At 66.7% G+C, this 19,918-nt stretch carries 20 protein-coding genes; 14 read left to right on the forward strand and 6 right to left on the reverse strand.

Translation table 11 applies throughout. The features are described 5' to 3' along the window. The first annotated feature begins 23 nt into the window (after positions 1-23). The 3 genes from ACLQ62_RS14970 to ACLQ62_RS14980 all read left to right on the forward strand — a co-directional run bounded on the left by ACLQ62_RS14970 (position 24) and on the right by ACLQ62_RS14980 (position 4,093). Complete coding sequence (locus ACLQ62_RS14970; RefSeq protein WP_411722425.1) at positions 24-1,184, forward strand: ABC transporter substrate-binding protein; 1,161 nt, start codon at positions 24-26, stop codon at positions 1,182-1,184. Positions 1,185-1,274: 90 nt separating this feature from the next. Beyond that, on the forward strand, positions 1,275-2,603 hold the full coding sequence (locus ACLQ62_RS14975; RefSeq protein ID WP_411722426.1) for an aspartate aminotransferase family protein: 1,329 nt from the start codon (positions 1,275-1,277) through the stop codon (positions 2,601-2,603). Next, positions 2,600-4,093: a CoA-acylating methylmalonate-semialdehyde dehydrogenase gene (locus ACLQ62_RS14980; RefSeq protein WP_411722427.1), complete on the forward strand. Its 1,494-nt coding sequence runs from the start codon at positions 2,600-2,602 to the stop codon at positions 4,091-4,093. Before ACLQ62_RS14975 ends, ACLQ62_RS14980 begins: the two co-directional genes overlap by 4 nt. Before the next feature lie 74 nt (positions 4,094-4,167). On the opposite strand, the gene ACLQ62_RS14985 is transcribed toward ACLQ62_RS14980, so the two are convergent. Then, positions 4,168-5,121: a LysR family transcriptional regulator gene (locus tag ACLQ62_RS14985; protein WP_411722428.1), complete on the reverse strand. Its 954-nt coding sequence runs from the start codon at positions 5,119-5,121 to the stop codon at positions 4,168-4,170. Between the two features lie 108 nt (positions 5,122-5,229). Between ACLQ62_RS14985 and ACLQ62_RS14990 the strand changes: the two genes are divergently transcribed. The 4 genes from ACLQ62_RS14990 to ACLQ62_RS15005 all read left to right on the forward strand — a co-directional run bounded on the left by ACLQ62_RS14990 (position 5,230) and on the right by ACLQ62_RS15005 (position 8,882). Next, complete coding sequence (locus ACLQ62_RS14990; RefSeq protein WP_411722429.1) at positions 5,230-5,352, forward strand: hypothetical protein; 123 nt, start codon at positions 5,230-5,232, stop codon at positions 5,350-5,352. Positions 5,353-5,576: 224 nt separating this feature from the next. Beyond that, on the forward strand, positions 5,577-6,521 hold the full coding sequence (locus ACLQ62_RS14995) for a zinc-binding dehydrogenase (RefSeq protein WP_411722430.1): 945 nt from the start codon (positions 5,577-5,579) through the stop codon (positions 6,519-6,521). A gap of 94 nt (positions 6,522-6,615) precedes the next feature. Beyond that, positions 6,616-7,164, forward strand: coding sequence for an orotate phosphoribosyltransferase (pyrE, locus tag ACLQ62_RS15000; RefSeq protein ID WP_411722431.1), 549 nt, complete (start codon positions 6,616-6,618; stop codon positions 7,162-7,164). Further along, positions 7,164-8,882: a septum formation family protein gene (locus tag ACLQ62_RS15005; protein WP_411722432.1), complete on the forward strand. Its 1,719-nt coding sequence runs from the start codon at positions 7,164-7,166 to the stop codon at positions 8,880-8,882. The genes pyrE and ACLQ62_RS15005 overlap by 1 nt, the downstream gene beginning before the upstream one ends. Positions 8,883-8,904: 22 nt before the next feature. Here the strand turns inward: ACLQ62_RS15005 and ACLQ62_RS15010 are convergent, their stop codons facing one another. Genes ACLQ62_RS15010 through ACLQ62_RS15030 form a run of 5 tightly spaced genes read right to left on the reverse strand, consistent with a single transcriptional unit; the run spans position 8,905 to position 12,884 of the window. Beyond that, positions 8,905-9,705: an HAD-IIA family hydrolase gene (locus ACLQ62_RS15010; protein ID WP_411722433.1), complete on the reverse strand. Its 801-nt coding sequence runs from the start codon at positions 9,703-9,705 to the stop codon at positions 8,905-8,907. 47 nt (positions 9,706-9,752) lie between these two features. Beyond that, positions 9,753-10,391, reverse strand: coding sequence for a metal-dependent transcriptional regulator (locus ACLQ62_RS15015; RefSeq protein ID WP_411722434.1), 639 nt, complete (start codon positions 10,389-10,391; stop codon positions 9,753-9,755). Next, complete coding sequence (locus tag ACLQ62_RS15020; RefSeq protein WP_411722435.1) at positions 10,388-11,254, reverse strand: metal ABC transporter permease; 867 nt, start codon at positions 11,252-11,254, stop codon at positions 10,388-10,390. The genes ACLQ62_RS15015 and ACLQ62_RS15020 overlap by 4 nt, the downstream gene beginning before the upstream one ends. Beyond that, a complete protein-coding gene (locus ACLQ62_RS15025) occupies positions 11,251-11,970 on the reverse strand; it encodes a metal ABC transporter ATP-binding protein (protein WP_411722436.1) in 720 nt (239 codons plus the stop codon). Before ACLQ62_RS15025 ends, ACLQ62_RS15020 begins: the two co-directional genes overlap by 4 nt. Next, positions 11,967-12,884 carry a metal ABC transporter substrate-binding protein gene (locus ACLQ62_RS15030; RefSeq protein ID WP_411722437.1) on the reverse strand — a complete coding sequence of 306 codons (918 nt, stop codon included), beginning with the start codon at positions 12,882-12,884 and terminating at the stop codon, positions 11,967-11,969. Before ACLQ62_RS15030 ends, ACLQ62_RS15025 begins: the two co-directional genes overlap by 4 nt. 100 nt (positions 12,885-12,984) lie before the next feature. On the opposite strand from ACLQ62_RS15030, the gene ACLQ62_RS15035 reads away from it, so the two are divergent. The 7 genes from ACLQ62_RS15035 (at position 12,985) to ACLQ62_RS15065 (ending at position 19,840) form a co-directional block, all read left to right on the forward strand. After that, complete coding sequence (locus ACLQ62_RS15035; protein ID WP_411722438.1) at positions 12,985-15,468, forward strand: PEP/pyruvate-binding domain-containing protein; 2,484 nt, start codon at positions 12,985-12,987, stop codon at positions 15,466-15,468. Between the two features lie 9 nt (positions 15,469-15,477). Then, positions 15,478-16,128, forward strand: a complete 651-nt coding sequence (locus ACLQ62_RS15040) for a TrmH family RNA methyltransferase (RefSeq protein WP_411722439.1) — start codon at positions 15,478-15,480, stop codon at positions 16,126-16,128. A 38-nt stretch (positions 16,129-16,166) separates the two neighbouring features. Continuing rightward, positions 16,167-16,535 carry a DUF4440 domain-containing protein gene (locus ACLQ62_RS15045; protein WP_411722440.1) on the forward strand — a complete coding sequence of 123 codons (369 nt, stop codon included), beginning with the start codon at positions 16,167-16,169 and terminating at the stop codon, positions 16,533-16,535. An 82-nt stretch (positions 16,536-16,617) separates the two neighbouring features. Beyond that, the gene (locus ACLQ62_RS15050; RefSeq protein WP_411722441.1) at positions 16,618-17,442 is read left to right on the forward strand and encodes an ABC transporter ATP-binding protein; all 825 of its coding nucleotides are present in this window, start codon (positions 16,618-16,620) and stop codon (positions 17,440-17,442) included. Next, positions 17,439-18,125 carry an ABC transporter permease gene (locus ACLQ62_RS15055; RefSeq protein WP_411722442.1) on the forward strand — a complete coding sequence of 229 codons (687 nt, stop codon included), beginning with the start codon at positions 17,439-17,441 and terminating at the stop codon, positions 18,123-18,125. The genes ACLQ62_RS15050 and ACLQ62_RS15055 overlap by 4 nt, the downstream gene beginning before the upstream one ends. Continuing rightward, positions 18,122-18,868: an ABC transporter permease gene (locus ACLQ62_RS15060; protein WP_411722443.1), complete on the forward strand. Its 747-nt coding sequence runs from the start codon at positions 18,122-18,124 to the stop codon at positions 18,866-18,868. Before ACLQ62_RS15055 ends, ACLQ62_RS15060 begins: the two co-directional genes overlap by 4 nt. Positions 18,869-18,904: 36 nt before the next feature. After that, the gene (locus ACLQ62_RS15065; protein WP_411722444.1) at positions 18,905-19,840 is read left to right on the forward strand and encodes an ABC transporter substrate-binding protein; all 936 of its coding nucleotides are present in this window, start codon (positions 18,905-18,907) and stop codon (positions 19,838-19,840) included. The last annotated feature ends 78 nt before the right edge of the window (positions 19,841-19,918 follow it).

Consider the following 19,918-nt stretch of genomic DNA (forward strand, 5'->3'; position numbering starts at 1 on the left):
CGGAAACACGAAAGGACCCGACAATGAAACGCAGCACACGTCGCTTCGCGACGGTCGGCGCACTCGCCCTCTCGGCAGCGCTCGCACTCTCCGCTTGTTCAGCACCCGCAGACACCGGATCCACCGGGAATGGTAATGAGAACGGAGGCGATGAACTCACCGAGGTGAAACTGCAACTGCAGTGGCTGCCGCAAGGCCAGTTCGCCGGTTACTTCGCCGCCCTCGACCAGGGTTATTTCGAAGAAGAGGGACTGGACGTCGAAATCATCCCGTCCGGCGGTGACATCGTCCCCCAGGACGCCCTCGCCAACGGAGACGTCGACTACGCCATCGCCTGGGTCCCGAAGGTTCTCGGATCGATCGAGGCCGGGGCGAATGTCACCAACATCGCACAGATCTTCCAGCGGTCGGGAACGCTTCAGGTGTCATGGGCCGACTCAGGCATCGAGAGCGTGGCCGATTTCGAAGGCAAGAAGATCGGTTCGTGGGGCTTCGGCAACGAGTGGGAGATCTTCGCGGCAATGGCTGAGGAAGGTCTCGACTCCTCCACCGTCGAAATCATCACGCAGGACTTCAACATGAACGCCTTCCTGCAGGGCGACATCGACGCCGCGCAGGCGATGACGTACAACGAGTACGCCCAGCTGCTCGAGACCGTGAACCCGGAGACCGGCGAGCTGTACACCGAGGACGACTTCAACGTCATCAGCTACGAGGACACCGTCGGCGCCATGTTGCAGGACGCCATCTGGGCCGACACTGAGAAGCTCGAGAGCGACGAGGCGTACCAGGAGACCACAGTCGCGTTCCTGCGGGCCGTCATCAAGGGCTGGGTGTTTGCCGCCGAGAACCCCGAAGAGGCCGCCGAGATCACGATCGCCGAAGGTTCAGGCTGGGGTCCGAGCCACGAGCTGTGGATGGTCAACGAGACCAACAAGCTCATCTGGCCGGCCGAGAACGGCATCGGCTTCATCGATGAGGAAGCGTTCAACCGCACGGTGGAAGGAGCTCTCTCCGCTGTGAACGAAAGCGGCGCCGCGCTCATCACCGAAGAACCGCCCGCCGGTGTCTGGACCAACGACTACATCCAGCAGGCGCTCGACGAACTCGAAGAAGAAGGGGTCGACGTTCGCGGTGAGGACTTCGAACCGATCGAGGTCACCCTCGAGGAGGGCGGCCAGTAGCACCATCCATTCCGGGTGGGCGGCCGAGTGCCGCCCACCCGGAATCCCCTCGCACGACACGCAACGCACGCACGCAACGAAGGAGATGCCGTGGCACTCACGCTCACGTCCGACACCAACCAGCAGACGCTCGACCTCGACCGCACCCACGTCTTTCACTCGTGGTCGGCGCAGGGCTCGCTCAAGCCGCTCGTCCTGGCCGGCGGCCTCGGCACGCGCGTCTGGGACTTCGAGGGCACCGAGTACCTCGATTTCTCCAGCCAGCTCGTCAACGTGAACATCGGCCACCAGCATCCGGCGGTGATCGCCGCCATCAAAGCGCAGGCCGACCAACTCATCACCATCGCGCCGTCCACGGCGAACCTCACCCGGGGCGAAGCAGCGCGGCGCATCACCGACCTGGCGCCAGACGGCTTCAATAAGGTGTTCTTCACCAACGGCGGGGCGGATGCCAACGAGAACGCCATCCGGATGGCCCGCCTCCACACCGGCCGGGACAAGGTCCTCTCGACCTACCGGTCGTACCACGGCAACACGGGCGCCGCCATCGTCGCCACGGGGGACTGGCGCCGCGTGCCCAACGAGTACGCGCGAGGGCACGTGCACTTCTTCGGGCCCTACCTGTACCGTTCCGAGTTCTGGGCGACGACGCCTGAGCAGGAATCAGAACGCGCCCTGCACTCCCTTGAGCGGGTCATCCAGGCTGAGGGCCCCGCGAGTATCGCGGCGATCCTGCTGGAGTCCGTGCCCGGCACCGCTGGAATCCTCGTGCCGCCGCCCGGATACCTCGCCGGTGTGCGTGCGCTGTGCGACCGCTACGGCATCCTGCTCATCCTCGACGAGGTGATGGCCGGGTTTGGCCGCACCGGTCGCTGGTTTGCGTTCGAGGGGTACGGCGTCGTGCCGGACCTGATCACCTTCGCCAAGGGAGTGAACTCCGGTTACGTCCCCGCCGGCGGCGTGATCATCCCGGATGCCATCGCTGCCGACTTCGACGAGACCGTGTTCCCCGGTGGGCTGACCTATTCCGGGCATCCGCTCGCCATGGCCTCCATTGTCGGGGCGCTCGACGCGATGGCCGATGAGGGCATCGTCGAGAACGCCGCCCGGATCGGGCGCGACGCGATCGGCCCGGGTCTGGCCGAATTGGCGCAGAAGCATGAGCTGATCGGTGAGGTGCGGGGGGAGGGCGTGTTCTGGGCGATGGAACTCGTCGCCGATCAGGAGACCCGCGAACCGCTCGCCGCCGCAACCATGGGCCGGCTCAAGGCGGCGCTCGTCGGGCGCGGCCTGCTGCCGTTCGTGCAGGACAACAGAATCCACGTGGTGCCTCCGTGCACCGTCACCGACGACGAAGTCGCCGAGGCTCTCGCGGCCTACGACGCCGTCTTCACCACCGTCCAGGGAGGACACGCATGACCACGTACATCGACCACTTCATCGGCGGAGCGACCGTTGAAGGATCATCCACCCGCACGGGACCGGTCTTCAACCCCGCGACCGGGGTCGTCCAGAAAGAGGTCCGCCTCGGCAGTGTCGCCGACGTCGACACCGCCGTCCAGGCCGCCGCTGCCGCCTTCCCCGCCTGGAGCGAGGCATCCCTGTCGAAGCGGCAGGCCGTTCTCTTCTCGTTCCGTGAGCTGCTCAATTCCCGCAAGGGCGATCTGGCCGAAATCCTCACCTCCGAGCACGGCAAGGTGCTGTCGGATGCCGGCGGCGAGATCGCCCGCGGGCTTGAAGTCGTGGACTTCGCCACCAGCATCCCGCAATTGATGAAGGGGGAGTACTCGGAGAACGTCTCGACCGGCGTCGACGTGTACACGCTCAAGCAACCGCTCGGCGTGGTGGGAATCATCAGCCCGTTCAATTTCCCGGCTATGGTTCCGATGTGGTTCTTCCCGCTGGCGCTCGCGGCCGGCAACACCGTCGTGCTCAAGCCGAGTGAGAAGGACCCGTCAGCGGCAATCTGGATGGCTGAGCTGCTCACCGAAGCGGGGCTGCCGGACGGCGTCTTCAATGTCGTGCACGGAGACAAGGAAGCGGTGGACGCGATCCTCGACCACCCCGTCATCCAGTCGGTGTCGTTCGTCGGGTCCACCCCGATCGCGCGCTACATCTACGAGACGGCCGCGAGGAACGGCAAGCGGGTCCAGGCTCTCGGCGGTGCAAAGAACCACATGCTCGTGCTACCGGACGCTGACCTCGACCTCGCCGCCGACGCCGCGGTGAACGCCGGCTTCGGATCGGCCGGGGAACGCTGCATGGCGATCAGCGTGCTGCTGGCCGTCGACACGATCGCCGACGACCTCGTCGCCCGCATCGCCACCCGGATGTCGTCGCTCACCACGGGCGACGGTCGTCGCGGTTGCGACATGGGGCCGCTGATCACCGGGGTGCACCGCGACAAGGTGGCCTCCTATGTCGACGTCGCAAGCACCGACGGTGCCACGGTCGTCGTCGACGGCCGGAACCCCGAGGTCAACGGTGAGGACGGTGGGTTCTGGTTCGGACCGACCCTGCTCGACCACGTGCCGACCTCATCGACCGTGTACAGCGACGAGATCTTCGGCCCGGTCCTCTCCGTCGTGCGGGTGTCGAGCTACGCCGAGGGGCTCCAGATCATCAACGACAGCCCATACGGCAACGGCACCGCGATCTTCACGAACGACGGCGGCGCGGCACGCCGGTTCCAGAGAGAGGTGAGCGTCGGCATGGTCGGCATCAACGTGCCGATTCCGGTGCCGGTGGCGTACCACTCCTTCGGCGGCTGGAAGCACTCGATGTTCGGCGACGCGAAAGCCTACGGACCGCGCGGTGTCGAGTTCTTCACCCGCGAGAAGGCGGTCACGAGCCGCTGGCTGGACCCGAGCCACGGTGGCCTGAACCTCGGGTTCCCCGAGCACGACTGACGCGAGTTGCTGGGGTTGAGGGGGTGTGATCACGTGAGAACCCCCTCAACCCCAGCATCTCGCGTGCTTGGTGGCTACACCCAGCGCGGCGACGTGAACGGTGCCGGGTCCTCCACCGGGGCGTGCGCCCGTTGCACGGCTTCGGCCTCGCGCTGCAGCGCATCGGCGACCGTCCGGACGGCAAGACGCTCGGCCTTGTCCGGGCGCATCAACGCGACGATGTGCCGGGACATGTCGACACCGGTGAGCGGTCGGGTCACGATGCCGCGTTCGGGACCGGATGCGGTGAACCGCGGGATCATGCTGATGCCGATCCCCGCAGCGACAAGAGCCTCGGTGATGCTGCTGTCAGTGACCCGCTGCACCACCGTCAGCGCCGAACCGGTGACCGCCTCGATCTCGTGCAGCAGACGGTCGAAGGGGTAGCCCTCAGGCACGCCGATCCACCGTTCATCGACGAGGTGGTCAGGGGTGAGCACGCTGACGCCTGCCAGTCGGTGCCCGAGGGGCAGCGCGATGTCGAGGGGTTCGCTGAGGAGATACAGGTTCCGCAGCCCGCGCCCGCTCCACGACCGGCCGCCGGGGACCGAGTGCGCCAGCACGATGTCGAAGTCGGCGGTCAGAGCGGGGAAATCCTCCGTCTCCGGGTCGCGGTCGACCATGGTCACCTCGAGTCCGGCCACGGACTGGAGGAACGCGAGCACACGGGGCAGCAGCATTTGCCCGGCCGTCGGGAAGGTCGCGACGCTGACCGTCCCGGTCGCATCGTTGCGGTACTCGTCCCACACCGCACCTGCGCGTTCCAGAGCGACCGCGATGTCGCCGGCGCTTCGGGCGAGCGCGCGCCCGGCATCGGTCAGCAGGATGCCGCGACCGCTTCGTTCGGTGAGTGGCAGTCCCGCTTCTCTCTCGAGCACCTTCAACTGCTGCGACACAGCTGACGGGGTCCGGTGGGTGGCTGCGGCGACCGCGGCGATGCTGCCACGCTCGGCCAGCTCCCGGAGAAGATCGAGTCGCCGAACGTCCATGTAGCTATGCTACCGAGTAGCTGAAGGAATCGTCGCTTGTCCTGAATAGTTGAACCGTCCAGTATTGAGGTATCGGCGGCATCCGTCGCCCCTATTCGGTTGGGAATCATGTTCGTTTTCTTCGCAGGAATCGCCGTTCTGAGTGCTGCCGCCATCGTCGGCAGTGCCGTCGTGGTGAGGCGCGACGGATATCGCCAGGTGCCGACGCGCACCTACATTTCGCTGCCGTAAGGCAAGCACCCCGAACTCGCGCCTTCCCAGGTCGACCCCGCAGCGCCAGATGCGGTCCCTGGGCAGGCGCGATTTCGTGCGTTAAGCGACTCCTCGTCGGGACCGGTCGAAGCCGTGGCAACCGGTTGCGGTGGCATACTGAACTCAGGGTCCTCGTCGTTTGCCTGGACCGGTAGCCCTCCCAGGCCCAGATCGCCGAGAGGGCCTGATGCAAGGAGCACCACATGAAAGCGTGGCAATTCACCAACACCCATGAGCCTCTCGTCCTCGCGGACGTGGCTGAGCCGACCGCCGCCCCAGGCGGCGTTGTCATCGACGTCAAAGCGGCCGGGCTGTGCCACTCCGACGTGGGCCTGATGGAAGACGAAGGCTGGCTCGCGCTTCTGGCCAGGCAGCCGATCACCATCGGACACGAAGTCGCCGGAGTCATCAGCGAGGTCGGCGAGGGCGTGACCGAGTGGAAGGTCGGCGACCGTGTCGGATTCTGCCCAACCACCGAGGTAGGCGCCCCCGTGTACGCCTTCGACGGCGGCTTCGCCCCGAAGGCAGCGATCGACCAGGTTGCCCTTGTCCGGATCCCGGACTCCGTCTCCTTCGCCTACGGTGCCGCAGGCACCGACGCCGGCATGACCTCGCACCACGCCGTCATCGTCAACGGCCAGGTGACGAAGGGGACCAAGCTCGGCATCATCGGGTTCGGCGGGCTCGGGCAGATCGGCTCCCGCGTCGCTGTGCTCGCCGGTGCAGAGGTCTACGTCGCCGAGGTGAACGAGGATGTCTGGCAGAACGCCCGAGACGCAGGCGTCACCGACGTGAAGAAGAACATCGCCGATTTCGCCGACATCGGCCTCGACGTCATCGTCGACTTCGCCGGTTTCGGCACGACGACAGCGCAGGCCATCGAAACGGTGCGCCCGGGCGGTCGCGTCGTTCAGGTGGGGATGGGCCGGTTGGAAGCGACCATCAACACCCGCGTGCTCATCACGCACAACGTCACGCTCGTCGGCTCGGTCGGCGGCACAAAGGCGGACGTGCAGGGCGTCTACGACTACCTCGCCACGGGTGAACTCAACCCGACGATCACGGAGATCTCCTTCGACGAGATCCCCGACGGCATCGACAAGCTCGCCAAGGGCCAGGTCGTCGGCCGGCTCGTCGCAACCTTCTGACCAGCCCTCGCGAAAACCGCGGAAATCAGCGGATGCCGCGACCTTCGGGTCGCGGCATTCGCCGCTCCAACCGCGCATCGCTAAACTTGCGAGAGTGACCGACGCGCGCAAGCAACTAATCGAATACATCACGGCGGATGCCGTGTTCCACGGGGACTTCACCCTGACCAGTGGCAAGAAGGCGACGTACTACGTCGACCTCCGCCGGGTCAGCCTCGATCACCGCGTCGCGCCGCTGATCGGCCAGGTGATGATCGACCTCATTTCGGACATCCCGGATGTCGTCGCCGTCGGTGGCATGACCATGGGTGCTGACCCGGTCGCTGCCGCCGTCCTGCACCAGGGCGCCGCCCGCGGCCTCGCCTACGACGCTTTCGTGGTGCGCAAGGAACCCAAGGACCACGGGCGCGGCAAGCAGGTCGAAGGGCCGGAGCTTGCCGGGAAACGAGTCATCGTGCTCGAAGACACGTCGACAACGGGGGGTTCACCGCTCGCCGCCATCGAGGCGCTCAAGAAAGTCGGAGCGGAGATCGCCGGCGTCGCTGTCGTCGTCGACCGCAACACGGGCGCCCGGGAGATCATCGAAGCCGCCGGCTACCCGTACCTCGCTGCAATCGGCCTGTCCGACCTGGGGCTCGAGTAGTGGCTGACGACACCCGCCGCCCCGACGACGACAAGAACCCGGTCGACCCGCCAACGGGTGAGAGAGAAGTCGCCGGAGCTGATTGGCTCATCTCACAGCTCGACGCCGCGCCGACGGGCCAGTTCGACACTAGGCAGGTCCCCCGGAATGGCGCCGACGGCTCCCCGGATGCAGCTCGTGCCGGAGACAACCCGGTGCTCGCCTGGTGGCGCGAGAAGCTGGTCGCCGCAGACGCACTGGTGAACCCCGAGCCGCGCCCGGAACACAACGTCGAGAACGCTGAGAACAATACGGGCGACAAGGCAGACACGGGCGTCCATCACGTCGCACCAGTCGAGGACGCTGCGCCGGCCGTCGACGCCGCCGAACCTGTGCTTCCTCAACCGGCACGGTTCGCGCCGCGACGTACCGAAAAGCCCGCTCCACCGTACGAACCAGAGCCGGCGTTTCTCCCCGAGCCCGCCTTCGCGCCCGCCTGGACCCCTGTCGTGCCGGGCGACGCCGACGGTGCCGACTCCCCTTTCGATCGCGAACCCACAGACGACCTCGAAGACGAAGCCGAAACCGGCCTGATCCCAACGGTAGAACCCGCGCTGTTCACACCGCGTTCCGCCCGCGAGTCCCAGGTGGAGGAGCCGGAAGAACCGGACCTTCCCGCCGGGAACGCCCACCCCGTTCTTCCGGTCCCGGCGTTCACGCCGCCCGCCCCGCGTCGCGACTCGGAACCGGAGGATTCGCTCGAAGCCGAATCTCAGGCGGACCTTCGGATCGACGCCCCGCACGACCCGCCCTTTGAGACCGAGGACCTCGACAACTTCAGCTGGAAGCTCACCGCGAACGACCAGCTGGATCCGCGGGTCCACCGCAGGGATGCCGCCGGAACGGTCGGGCCGGTTCCGGCCGGCTCCGGGGCATCCGATTCGCACAGTGACGACGCCGATGATGGGCTCCCCACCCGCCGGCCGACCCGCTTCGACGCCGAGCAGGAAACGTCGCCGGTGGAGCCCGTGATCATTCCCGCACCCGACCCCGCCGGACCGCGCAAGCGGATGACCTACACCAGCCCGGCGCCGGGAATCGAACCCGCAGTGCCTCGAGTGGCACCCTCGCCGGTCAAGCCGGCGAGGCGCCCTCTTCGCCCAGCGCGCCCGGCAGCCGCACGCGCGCCACGCCCGGTCGTTCTCGCTGCGATCGGCATCGTGGCTCTCCTCGTGCTCGGCGGGCTGTTCTTCCTCGGTTCCCAGCTTCCCGGCCAGCTCGCCGGGCCGGCGCCGACAGCCGCACCCTCACCGACGGCAACGCCGACACCGACCGTGCCGGCCGCTCCCGTCGGACCCGCCGCTCCGGGTGAGCAGCAATGGACCGCTCTCGGCGGCGGTGAATGCATCGAACCGTACTCGACCCCGTGGGCGGAGACCTTCACGGTCGTCGATTGCGCTGAACCTCACGCGGCCCAGATGGTCTTCACCGGACCGGTAGCCGAAGATCCCGCGGCGGAATACCCCGGCGAGGACGAGATCCTCGAGCGGATCGCCCTCTGGTGCAGCGCCCCAGGCGTCCTCGACGCCGACGCGGCAGACGAGTACTCAGACCTTCAGGTGCAGGGCACGTACCCGGTGTCCGAGGAGCAATGGGCGGACGGGCAGCGCAATTACTACTGCTTCGTCGACCGCTCGAGCGGTGAACCCCTGAGCGGGTCAGTCGCCGCCCAGGGCTGAGGCCTCGACGCCGGCCGGCGACTCAAACGACTTCCGACTCGATCGGGTGGTGTTCGAGCAGGTCGACCACGCCGCCGAGGATCTCCGAGGGCCGGAACGGGTACTTCTTGATCTCGGCCTCGTCGCTGATCCCGGTGAGAACAAGAATGGTGTGCAGGCCCGCTTCGATCCCGGCGACCACGTCTGTGTCCATCCGGTCACCGATCATGCCCGTGTTCTCGGAGTGGGCACCGATCTTGTTGAGGGCCGAGCGGAACATCATCGGGTTCGGCTTGCCGACGATGTACGGCTCCTTGCCTGTGGCTTTGGTGATCAGCGCGGCGATCGCGCCGGTGGCGGGCATCGGGCCGTCCGCACTCGGACCGGTGGCATCCGGGTTAGTCGCGATGAAACGGGCACCATTGTTGATCAACCGGATCGCCTTGGTGATCGCCTCGAACGAATAATTGCGGGTCTCACCGACGACGACGTAGTCAGGCGCTGTCTCGGTCATGATGAAGCCGGCCTCGTGCAGCGCGGTGGTGATTCCCGCTTCGCCGATGACGAAGGCTGAACCGCCCGGCATCTGGTCCTTGAGGAACGCCGCGGTGGCGAGTGCTGAGGTCCAGATGAACTCCTCAGGCACCTCAAGCCCTGACGCCCGCAGCCGTGCGCTGAGGTCCCGCGGGGTGAAGATGGAGTTGTTCGTGAGCACCAGGTAGGGCTTGCCCTGGTCGCGCCACTGCTGCAAAAGCTCGGCGGCGCCCGGCAGCGGCCGGTTTTCGTGAACCAGAACACCGTCCATGTCGGTCAGCCAGCACTCAACTTCGTCGCGTCTTGTCATGCCACAACTCCTTCGCTCATCGCTCAGTTTAGGGTGGCAGCCGAAACTCAGGCGCTCAGCCAGATCGCCGCCAACGCCGCCGACGGCAGCGGAACAAGAGTCGCCCCGACGAGAAGGGCGCCAGGGCGAACCGAAACCGTCGTGCCGACATCGATACCGGATGCCTCGAGCTCGCGCAGCAGGGACGGGTCCCGGTCGCTGATCCGCAGCACCACCCCGCTGTGTCCGTCGCCGGCCTCCTCCAGCAGAACGGCCCGCTCTCGCCGCACCGAACCGTCGACCGCTGGAATGGGGTCGCCGTGCGGATCCCGGTCCGGATGGCCCAGGCGCTCGTCGATGCTCGCCAGCAGGCGGTCACTGATCGCGTGTTCGAGCACCTCGGCTTCGTCATGGACGGCGTCCCAGCCGTACCCCATCTCCTGCACGAGCCAGGTCTCGACGAGCCGGTGCCGCCGCACGACAGCGACCGCCGCCGCCGTTCCCGCTTCGGTAAGCGAGATCGCCCCGTATCGAACGTGGGTCACGAGACCCTGAGCGGCGAGTTTCTTCACCATCTCGGTGACCGTCGACGGTGCCAGCCCGAGACGGGTGGCGAGCGCAGACGGCGTGATGGCATCCGCCTGCCATTCCGTGTGGGCGTAGATGGTCTTGAGGTAATCCTCGACAACGGGTTTCGACGGCTTCATGGGCTGACCAGACTACGGCGTGCGCGAAGGCGCGCCGTCGCAACCCCTCCGCGCGGTCCGAACAGGAACGCCAGACAGAACAGCACCGCCTGTGCGAGAACGACGGAGCCACCGGTCGACCAGTCCGCGTAGAAGCTCACGTAGACGCCCACGAGCGCCGCGACGCACGTGGCCGCGGTTGCGACGGCGAGCATCCCAGCCATGCTCCGAGCGACGAGGTAGGCCGTAGCACCGGGGATGATCAGCATCGCGACGACGAGGACGATGCCGACGGCCTGCAGGGTGACCACGACCGTCAGGGCGAGGAGCCCGAGGAGCATCACCCGGATCAGGCGCGTGTTGAGCCCGATCGCGTGAGCATGGAGCGGGTCGAACGCGAAGAGCGTGAAGTCGCGTCGCTTGAGAAGCAGTACTGAGCAGGTGAAGAGTCCGATCACGCCCACCTGCAGGAGGTCCCCTGGACCGACGCCGAGCACGTTCCCGAACAGGATGTGTGCGAGGTCGATCTGGCTCGGCGTCACCGAGATGAGGACGATTCCGAGGGCGAACAGGCTCGTGAACACCACGCCGATGGCGGCATCCGCCTTGATCTTCGTGTTCGACTGGATGCCGCCGATGAGTGCGACGGCTCCGACGCCGAAGAGAAAAGCCCCGACGGCGAACGGCCAGCCGATCGCATAGGCGAGCACGACTCCTGGGAGGACCGAATGCGAGACGGCGTCACCCATGAGCGACCAGCCGATCTGCACCAGCCAGCAGGAGAGCAGCCCGCAGGTCACAGCGGCGAGAAGAGTCGAAACCAGTGCCCGCACCATGAAGCCGTATTGGAGGGGGTCGGTGAGCCAGGCGACAAGGTCGATCATGTCTGCACCCCGAATGCCAGGGCCAGCCGGTCGGGGGTCAACGCCTCCAGCGGTGGGCCCTGGAAGAGCACGCGGCGCTGGAGGAGGATGACGTCGTCACAGAGTTCGGGCACTCCGCCGAGGTCGTGGGTCGACATCAGGATGCTGCGCCCCTCCGCCCGCAGTTCCCGGAGCAATGCGGTGATCGTCGCTTCGCTCCCCGTGTCCACCCCGGCGAAGGGTTCGTCGAGAAGCAGGAGCCGGGCGTCCTGCGCGATGCCGCGGGCGACGAAGGCGCGCTTGCGCTGGCCGCCGGAGAGGGCGCCGATGCTGCGGGAGGCCAGGTCGGAGAGGCCGACGCGATCGAGCGCGGACGCGACGGCATCATGGTCCGACCGCCTCGGGCGTCTCGAGAACCCCATCCGGCCGTATCGGCCCATCAAGACGACGTCACGGACGGAGACCGGAAAGTTCCAATCGACCGATTCGGATTGCGGCACGTAGGCGACAGCGTTCGATCCCCTGGCGGCTCCGCTCGATTCGCCGAAGATCCTCACCCGACCGGCTGCGGGTTTCACGAGCCCCATCACGCTGGCGTAGAGGGTCGACTTGCCTGAGCCGTTCATGCCGAGCAACCCCGTGATCGTGGCCGGGGTCACGTCGAAGGTGACATCGGAGAGGGCGGTGACGTCGCCGTACCGCACGGTCAGGTTCTCGACCGATACCGCGGCGCTCATACCCGGCCGTCCAGCCCGCGGGTGATGAGCTGGATGTCGTGGCGCAGGAGATCCAGGTAGGTGGGCACCGGCTCGCCGTCGGAGAGCGAGTCGACATAGAGCACGCCGCCGAATTGTGCCCCTGAGTCGGTGACGACCTGTTGCTGGGCGGCGTCACTGACCGTGGATTCGCAGAAGACAGCGGGGACATCGCGTTCGCGGACCGTGTCGATCAGACGCGCCGCCTGTTGAGGGGTGCCCTGTCCCTCCTGGTTGACCGCCCAGAGGTAGCCCTCGTCGAGCCCGGCATCCCTGGCCAGGTAGCTGAAGGCGCCCTCGCAGGTCACAAGCATGCGCTGATCGTCCGGAAGGGAGGCGACGGCGGATGACAGGTCGCCCGCGGCGGCCCGAAGCTTCGCCGTATAGGCCGCCCCATTCGCCTGGAACGTTTCTGTCGCTGAAGGGACGAGGTCGGAGAACGCCGTCACAAGATTGTCGACATAGACCTCGGCGGCAACCGGCGACATCCAGGCGTGTGGATTCGGCCGGCCCTTGTAATCGCCGACCGCAATCGAGATCGGCTCGACGCCATCGCTGAGGACGACCGTCGGCGCGTCGATATCGGCGGTGAACTGGTCGAACCAGCTCTCCAGGCCGAGCCCGTTCGCGAGGAGGAGGTCGGCCCCGTCCGCCCGGATCAAATCCGAAGGAGTCGGCTCGTAACCGTGGATCTCGGCGCCGACGCGGGTGATCGATTCCACACGGATGACATCCCCTGCAACGTTCTCGGCGAGATCCGCCAGCACCGTGAATGTGGTGAGGGCGAGCGGGCGCGAATCTGCGGCCGCCGGGGAATCGACGGGGGAGCAGCCGGCGCCCGTGAGAAGAAGAACCAGCGCGACCCCGGCACTGCGGAACGCGGAGGTTTTCGGCATACCGAAACGATAGCAAAATTTCGGTTCGCCGAAAAGAGCTGCCTGCGTGGATTTCGGTGTAGGACTGGGGGAGGCTCGAACGGGCGGAGGAGGTGCGGCGGTGGAGTGGGAGTCGCTTGTGGTTCCGCTGGGTTCGGTCGGCCGAGAGGACATTCCGCTTGCCGGCGGCAAGGGCGCCAACCTCGGCGAACTGGTGCAGGCGGGTTTCCCTGTCCCGCCGGGCTTCGTCATTTCGACCCAGGCCTATGCGGGGGTCGCTGAAACTTTCGACATCCGCGGATGGCACGAAGCCGGCGACGCCGAATCGATCCGCAACGCCCTCGCATCCGCGGCAGTGCCCGCCGAGCTGCGCTCGCGAATCGAGAGCGCCTATCAGGATCTGGGCGGTGGACAGGTGGCAGTCCGGTCGAGTGCGACGGCAGAGGACCTGCCCGGTGCAGCGTTCGCCGGACAGCAGGACACCTACCTCGGCGTCACGGGCGCTGATGCGGTGGTCGACGCCGTTCGGCGCTGCTGGGCATCGCTCTGGACCGATCGCGCCATCGCGTACCGCAAGCGGCTCGGCATCGGGCCCGCCGATGTGCGGATCGCCGTGGTCGTCCAATCGCTCCTCGACGCGGATGCCGCTGGGGTGCTGTTCACCGCGGACCCGGTTACCGGCAATCGCAGCCACACCGTCATCGACGGAAGCCCCGGCCTCGGTGAGTCCGTCGTGTCCGGGCTCGTGACCCCTGACCATTTCGTGGTCGGGAAGGACGGTTCGATCCTGAGCTGGACAGCGGGTCTCCGGGAAGTCGTTCTCCGGCCATCCGCCGACGGGGTCCGGCCTGAAACCGGCGCGGCGACAGGGAAACCGATCCTCGATCAGGCCCAGGTGGCTGCGCTGGTGCGACTGGGAACCGACGTGCAGGCGCATTTCGGCCGACCGCAGGACATCGAATGGGTGCTCGCCGGCGGCACGCTCTTCCTGGTCCAGGCGCGACCCATGACAGCGTTGCCCCCGCCACCCGTCCGGTTGAATGCAATCCAGAAGCGAGCCGCATCCGTGCTCCTCGACTACCTCCCGGTGCGCCCATACCCGCTCGATGTCACGACCTGGTGGCGGTTCGGGCCGGCCGGCCTCATGCTCAACATCGCCGGGGGGCTCGGCATCCGTATCGACGAAGCCGGTCTCCTTCCCGAAGTCGACGGGGTCGTCGACCGGTTCGTTCCGCCGATGCCCCGGCTCACTCCGAAAGCTCTCACAGCGCCCGTTCGGATCCTCTCGCGGGCCCGGCGGTTCGACCCGGCCGAGTGGAGGGCCGATTCCCGGTACTCCGAATACGACGCCGCCGTTCGGAGGCTGCGCTCGGCGGACCCCGAGCGGATGCGATGGGGTGTTCTTCTCCGTGTGCCCAGCGCCGTCGCCGCCGCGATCACACCGATCACCGGGCTCCGAGCCGACTACCTGCCCGGATCGGCGCTCGCCGTAGGCCGGCTGCTCGGGCTGCTCACCGTGCTCGGCAAACGACGACTGCTCGGCGATCTCCTCGTCGGCGCGCAAACACGCACCACCGACGGGAACGACGCTCTCCTCAACCTCGCCGCGCTGGTGCGAGACACACCGTCCCTTCGAGCGGTGTTCTCCGCGAACGATCCCGCCGACATCGAGGAGCAGATGGCAACGCTCGATGGCGCCGACCGGTTTCGAACCGAATTCGCGGCCTTCCTCGATGAGTTCGGGCACCGAGAAACGGTGAGCCCGGTGCTCGCGTCGTCGCCGACCTGGTCGGAGCGCCCGGTCGTCGCGCTGGGTGTTATCGCGGTTCTCTCCGCCGAGGGCCCGGACCGGGGATCGCCGGCAAGCGCCGCGGAACGCGAGTTGTTGCGGCATCCGTTGCTCGCGGGAGCGAACCGCCGACGTCTCGTTCTCCGGGTCCTCGAGCGGGCGAGGGAGGGCATCCGGTTTCGCGAGGATTCCCACTTCGAATTTCTGCGCCTTCTGCCGCCGCTTCGATCAGCCCTGCTCGAGATGGGACGGCGGCTGAGCGGGGCGGGACTTCTGGCAGCACCGGGAGACGTCTTCCACCTGCGGCTGGAAGAACTCGAGGCGATCGCCGACCCGGCCCGGATGCCGTCAGCGCAGGCGGTCCGGTTGCGGTCCGCTGTCCGTGTCCGCGCGGCCCGGCGCGACGAACTGGCCTCGGTGAAGCTCCTCGACTTCTCACAGATCTACCCGTCACCCACCGGCGGCGTCCTCGTGCAGGGAAGCCCGGCCAGCACGGGAGTCGCAACCGGGCGTGTGCGCGTCATTCTGGACGCCACAGCATTCGGGACCCTCCAGTCGGGTGAGATCCTCGTCTGCCCGTACACGAATCCGTCCTGGACGCCGCTGTTCTCCCGCGCGGCCGCCGTCGTGGTCGACAGTGGCGGCGTCGCGTCGCACGCCGCCATCGTCGCGAGGGAATACGGGTTGCCGGCGGTGATGGGAACCGGGACCGCGACCAGTGTGCTCGAGACCGGGCAGCTGGTCACCGTCGACGGGAACACGGGCCGGGTGACCGCCGCGGGGGACGGCGAGGTCGGGAGCCGGCCGCGCGGTTAGGGTTGGAGGGTGCCAGAGAACCCCCTGAACCCCAGCCACGAGCTGTCGACGAACGGCGTCGGGCCGTGGCAGGGCGACTGGCCCGAGGAGGAGTACTTCGACCCGGACCTGCTCATCCACGGCGACACCCGCAACGTCATCGACCGGTACCGCTACTGGAAGCTCGACGCGATCGTCGCCGATCTCGATGAGCACCGGCATCCGTTCCACGTCGCCATCGAGAACTGGCAGCACGACATGAACATCGGTTCGATCGTGCGCACCGCGAACGCCTTCGGCGCCGACACCGTGCACATCGTCGGTCGCCGCCGCTGGAACAAACGTGGCGCAATGGTCACCGACCGGTACCAGCACGTTCTGCACCACGCGGATGTCGCGGGGCTGGTCGAGTGGGCGCGCGCCGAGAACCTGCCGATCCTGGGGATCGACAACGTGCCAGGCTCCGTGCTGATCGAAACCTTCGCGCTTCCCGAGCGCTGCCTCATGCTCTTCGGGCAGGAAGGTCCTGGGCTCTCTCCCGAGGCGATCGCCGCGGCGGATGCCGTGCTCGAGATCAGCCAGTTCGGCTCCACCCGGTCCATCAACGCCTCTGCGGCCGCGGCCGTCGCCATGCACGGCTGGGTGATGCAACACGTCAGCTTTCCCCGGCTCGAAAGCTGATCCGTGGAGAACGGCCCTCGAGGGGGTAGCGTGAGGCCATGACTGAGATCACCGACGATCTACCCGCAATCCTCCTCCGTGAGGAACACGCCGGCTGGAAAGCCATTCTCCAGGGCCGCGGTGGTGAGCACTACGCGAGGGCGATGACCCGCGACGGCCTGATGATCGTGCCCGGTGCAGCGATCAGCCGGGACGACGTCGCTCGGTCCTTCGCCGGCACTGTGCCGTGGGACGCGTACGAGATCCACGAGCCCGCCATCGTCCGGCTGGGCGAGCACGCCGGGATCGTCGCATACCGGGCGGTCGCCACGCGCGGGGATGAGACGCTTGAGTTCCGCATGTCGACAACCTATTTGTACGGTGGCGGCAGCTGGCACGTGGCTCTACACCAGCAGAGTCCCGCGTAGCAACGCTGGCGCCCGTCGCGTTTCGTTGTCTACGCTGAAATCATGCAAAGCCACCCGACCGGCTTAGCTCGAGGGGCCGGCCATGATCAGGTTTGACGCGGTATCGAAAAAGTTCCCGGACACCACACTCGCCGTCGACAACTTCAGCCTGACAATTCCGTCACGCACCACGACGGTGCTGGTGGGGTCGAGCGGCTCAGGCAAGACCACCCTGCTGCGCATGATCAACCGCATGGTCGACCCCACCGCCGGCCGCATTTTCATCGATGACGACGACATCTCCACTCTGGAGCCGGTCAAGCTCCGCCGTCGCATCGGGTATGTCATGCAGAACTCAGGCCTGCTCCCGCATCGCACCGTCGCGGACAACATCGCCACGGTTCCGCTGCTCTCCGGCGTCAAGCGCGCGCAGGCGCGGGCGGAGGCCCTGACGCTCATGGACACGGTCGGCCTGGACCGTTCGCTTGCCGAGCGGTACCCTTCCCAGCTCTCCGGCGGGCAGCAGCAGCGTGTCGGCGTCGCCCGTGGCCTCGCCATCGACCCCAACATTCTGCTCATGGACGAACCGTTCGGGGCGGTCGACCCGCTCGTCCGGAGTGAACTGCAGCAGGAACTGCTCCGAATCCAGAAGGATCTCGCGAAAACCATCGTCTTCGTCACTCACGACATCGATGAGGCTTTCCTGCTCGGCGACCAGGTCGTGCTGCTGAGGACGGGCGGGCAGATCGCCCAGGTCGGCACTCCGGCTGAAATTCTCGCCAACCCGGCCGACGACTTCGTCAATAACTTCATCGGCGCTGATCGAGGTCGACGGGCGCTCCGGATCGAAGTGGTGTCCGGGCGCCAGGTCGTGGTCGACGGAACCGGCCGGCTCGCAGGCATCCTGAACCAGGGCACACGGATATGACCTGGGTGCTCGCGAACATCGAGCAGATCTGGGATCTGACCCTGGACCACATCCTGCTCAGCATCCCGCCGATTCTCCTCGGGTTCCTGTTCGCTGTGCCGATCGGCTGGCTCGCCCACCGCTATCGCATGTCCCGCGGGGTGTTGCTCACCGTGTGCGGTCTGCTGTACACGATTCCGTCGCTCGCTCTCATCGTGGCCATGCCGACGGTGCTCGGCACCCAGATCCTCAACCCGGCGAACCTCATCGTGACGCTCACCATCTACGCTGTGGCCCTCATGGTCCGGACGGCGACGGATGCCTTCGACGCGGTGTCCGGAGACGTCACCCAATCCGCCACAGCCGTCGGCTTCGGCGCCTGGCGCCGGTTCTGGCAGGTTCAGTTGCCGCTCGCCGGCCCTGTTCTCCTCGCCGGTCTGCGCGTCGTCTCGACGAGCACCGTCAGTCTCGTGACGCTCGGTGCCCTCGTCGGTATGTCCGGGCTCGGCTATTTCTTCACCAACGGGTACCAGCGCAACTTCGCGACGGAGATCCTCGTCGGCATCGTCGGCACGATCCTCATCGCCGTGATCTTCGACGTGCTCCTGGTGCTCGCCGGACGGATTCTTCTGCCGTGGGCACGTGTGGACGCCGCGGCTCGTCGAAACGCCAGGACGGCACGAACGAAAGCCGTCGCCGCATGAACGCCTTCGCAGAAGCTTTCGCCTGGATCGGCGACCCGTCGCACTGGACCGGGCCCGACGGCATCCCGACCCGGCTCGCCCAGCATCTGGGATACACCGGGTTGACCGTCCTCATCGCCGTTCTCATCGCGGTGACCCTCGGCCTGTACATCGGCCACACCGGGCGATTCCGTGGCATCTCGATCGGTGCGACAAGCGCGCTTCGGGCGCTTCCCACCCTGGGGCTGCTGACGTACCTTGCCATTGCCTTCGGCTTCGGCATCCGGCTCGCCCTCATCCCGACCATCATCGTGCTCGTCGTCCTTGCGATTCCGCCGTTGCTCGCCGGCGCATACTCAGGGATCGAATCGGTGGACCCGCGCACGGTGGATGCCGCACGGTCGATGGGGATGACCGAGTGGCAGATCCTGTGGAAGGTGGAGATTCCGCTCGCGCTGCCGCTCATCATCGGGGGAGTGCGATCGGCCGTGCTTCAGGTCGTCGCTACGGCCACCGTTGCGGCATACATCTCGCTCGGCGGGCTTGGGCGGTACATAATTGATGCCCTCCCTGTCCGCGATTACACGAAGGTGCTCGTCGGAGCACTGCTTGTCACTCTCCTCGCGCTCGTGCTCGAGGGAATCCTGATCTCGATCCAACGCCTGACCGTGCCGGCCGGGGTTCGGGCAATCCGAACGACCGCGCCGCTCCGAAGGCTTCGCGCGTCTGGCCAGGATGCTTCCACAGCATCCCGGGCAACGTGAACGGCAACGTTCCATCCCACACAGTAAGGAAATTCGATGTTCTCTTCACGACGCGGCCGCCTGGCCGCCGCACTTCTCGCCGCGGGCACGACGCTCGCTCTCACTGGTTGCGGTGCGGGGGGCGACCCTCTCGAGCCCGCTGAGCCGTCAGGCGACGCCGAAACGATCGTCGTCGGTTCTGCGGGCTTCGCCGAGTCCGAAATCATTGCCCAGATTTTCGCGCAGGCGCTTGAAGCCAACGGTGTGACCGTCGAGTTCGCCGGCCCGATCGGCCAGCGTGACGTCTACATCGAAGCACTGCAGGACGGCTCGATCGATCTCATCCCCGATTACAGCGGCAACCTGCTTCAGTTCTTCGACGAGGATTCAGAGGCAACGTCGAGCGAAGAGGTCTTCGCGGCGCTTCCGGATGCCCTGCCAGAGGGCTTCGAGGTGCTCGAGCAGTCCAACGCAGAGGACAAGGACAGCTACAACGTCACGCGGGAATTCAGCGAACAGAACAATGTCACCAGCCTCGCTGACCTCGCCGGACTCGACGTGCCGCTCATCGTCGGCGGCAACCCGGAGCTCGCTGAGCGCCCGTACGGGCCGCAGGGACTGACCGACATCTACGGTGTCGACGCGGCCAACATCAGCTTCGTTCCGATCAGCGACTCCGGTGGACCACTCACGACGGCCGCTCTGCTCGACGGCACGGTGAACATCGCTGACATCTTCTCGACCACCCCGTCGATCAAGGAGAACGGCTTCGTGACACTCGAGGACCCCGAGAACATGATCCTCCCGCAGAATGTCCTTCCACTCATCAACTCGGAGAAGGCATCCGACACCGTGAAGGACACCCTGAACGCCGTTTCGGCGGAACTCACGACGGAAGACCTGATCGAACTCAACAGCCGGAACCAGGGTGACGAAAAGGCTTCCCCCGAGGCTCTCGCCTCCGACTGGCTCGCCGAAAAAGACCTCTTTTAAGGAGAAGATACCCGAAGCGGGTGCCCTCGGGCACCCCCATAGGGAAGGCGGGACAACCCCAGACCGCCAGACACAAAG

Origin of the sequence: Mycetocola sp. (assembly GCF_046716805.1) — a bacterium.
GTDB lineage: Bacteria > Actinomycetota > Actinomycetes > Actinomycetales > Microbacteriaceae > Mycetocola_A.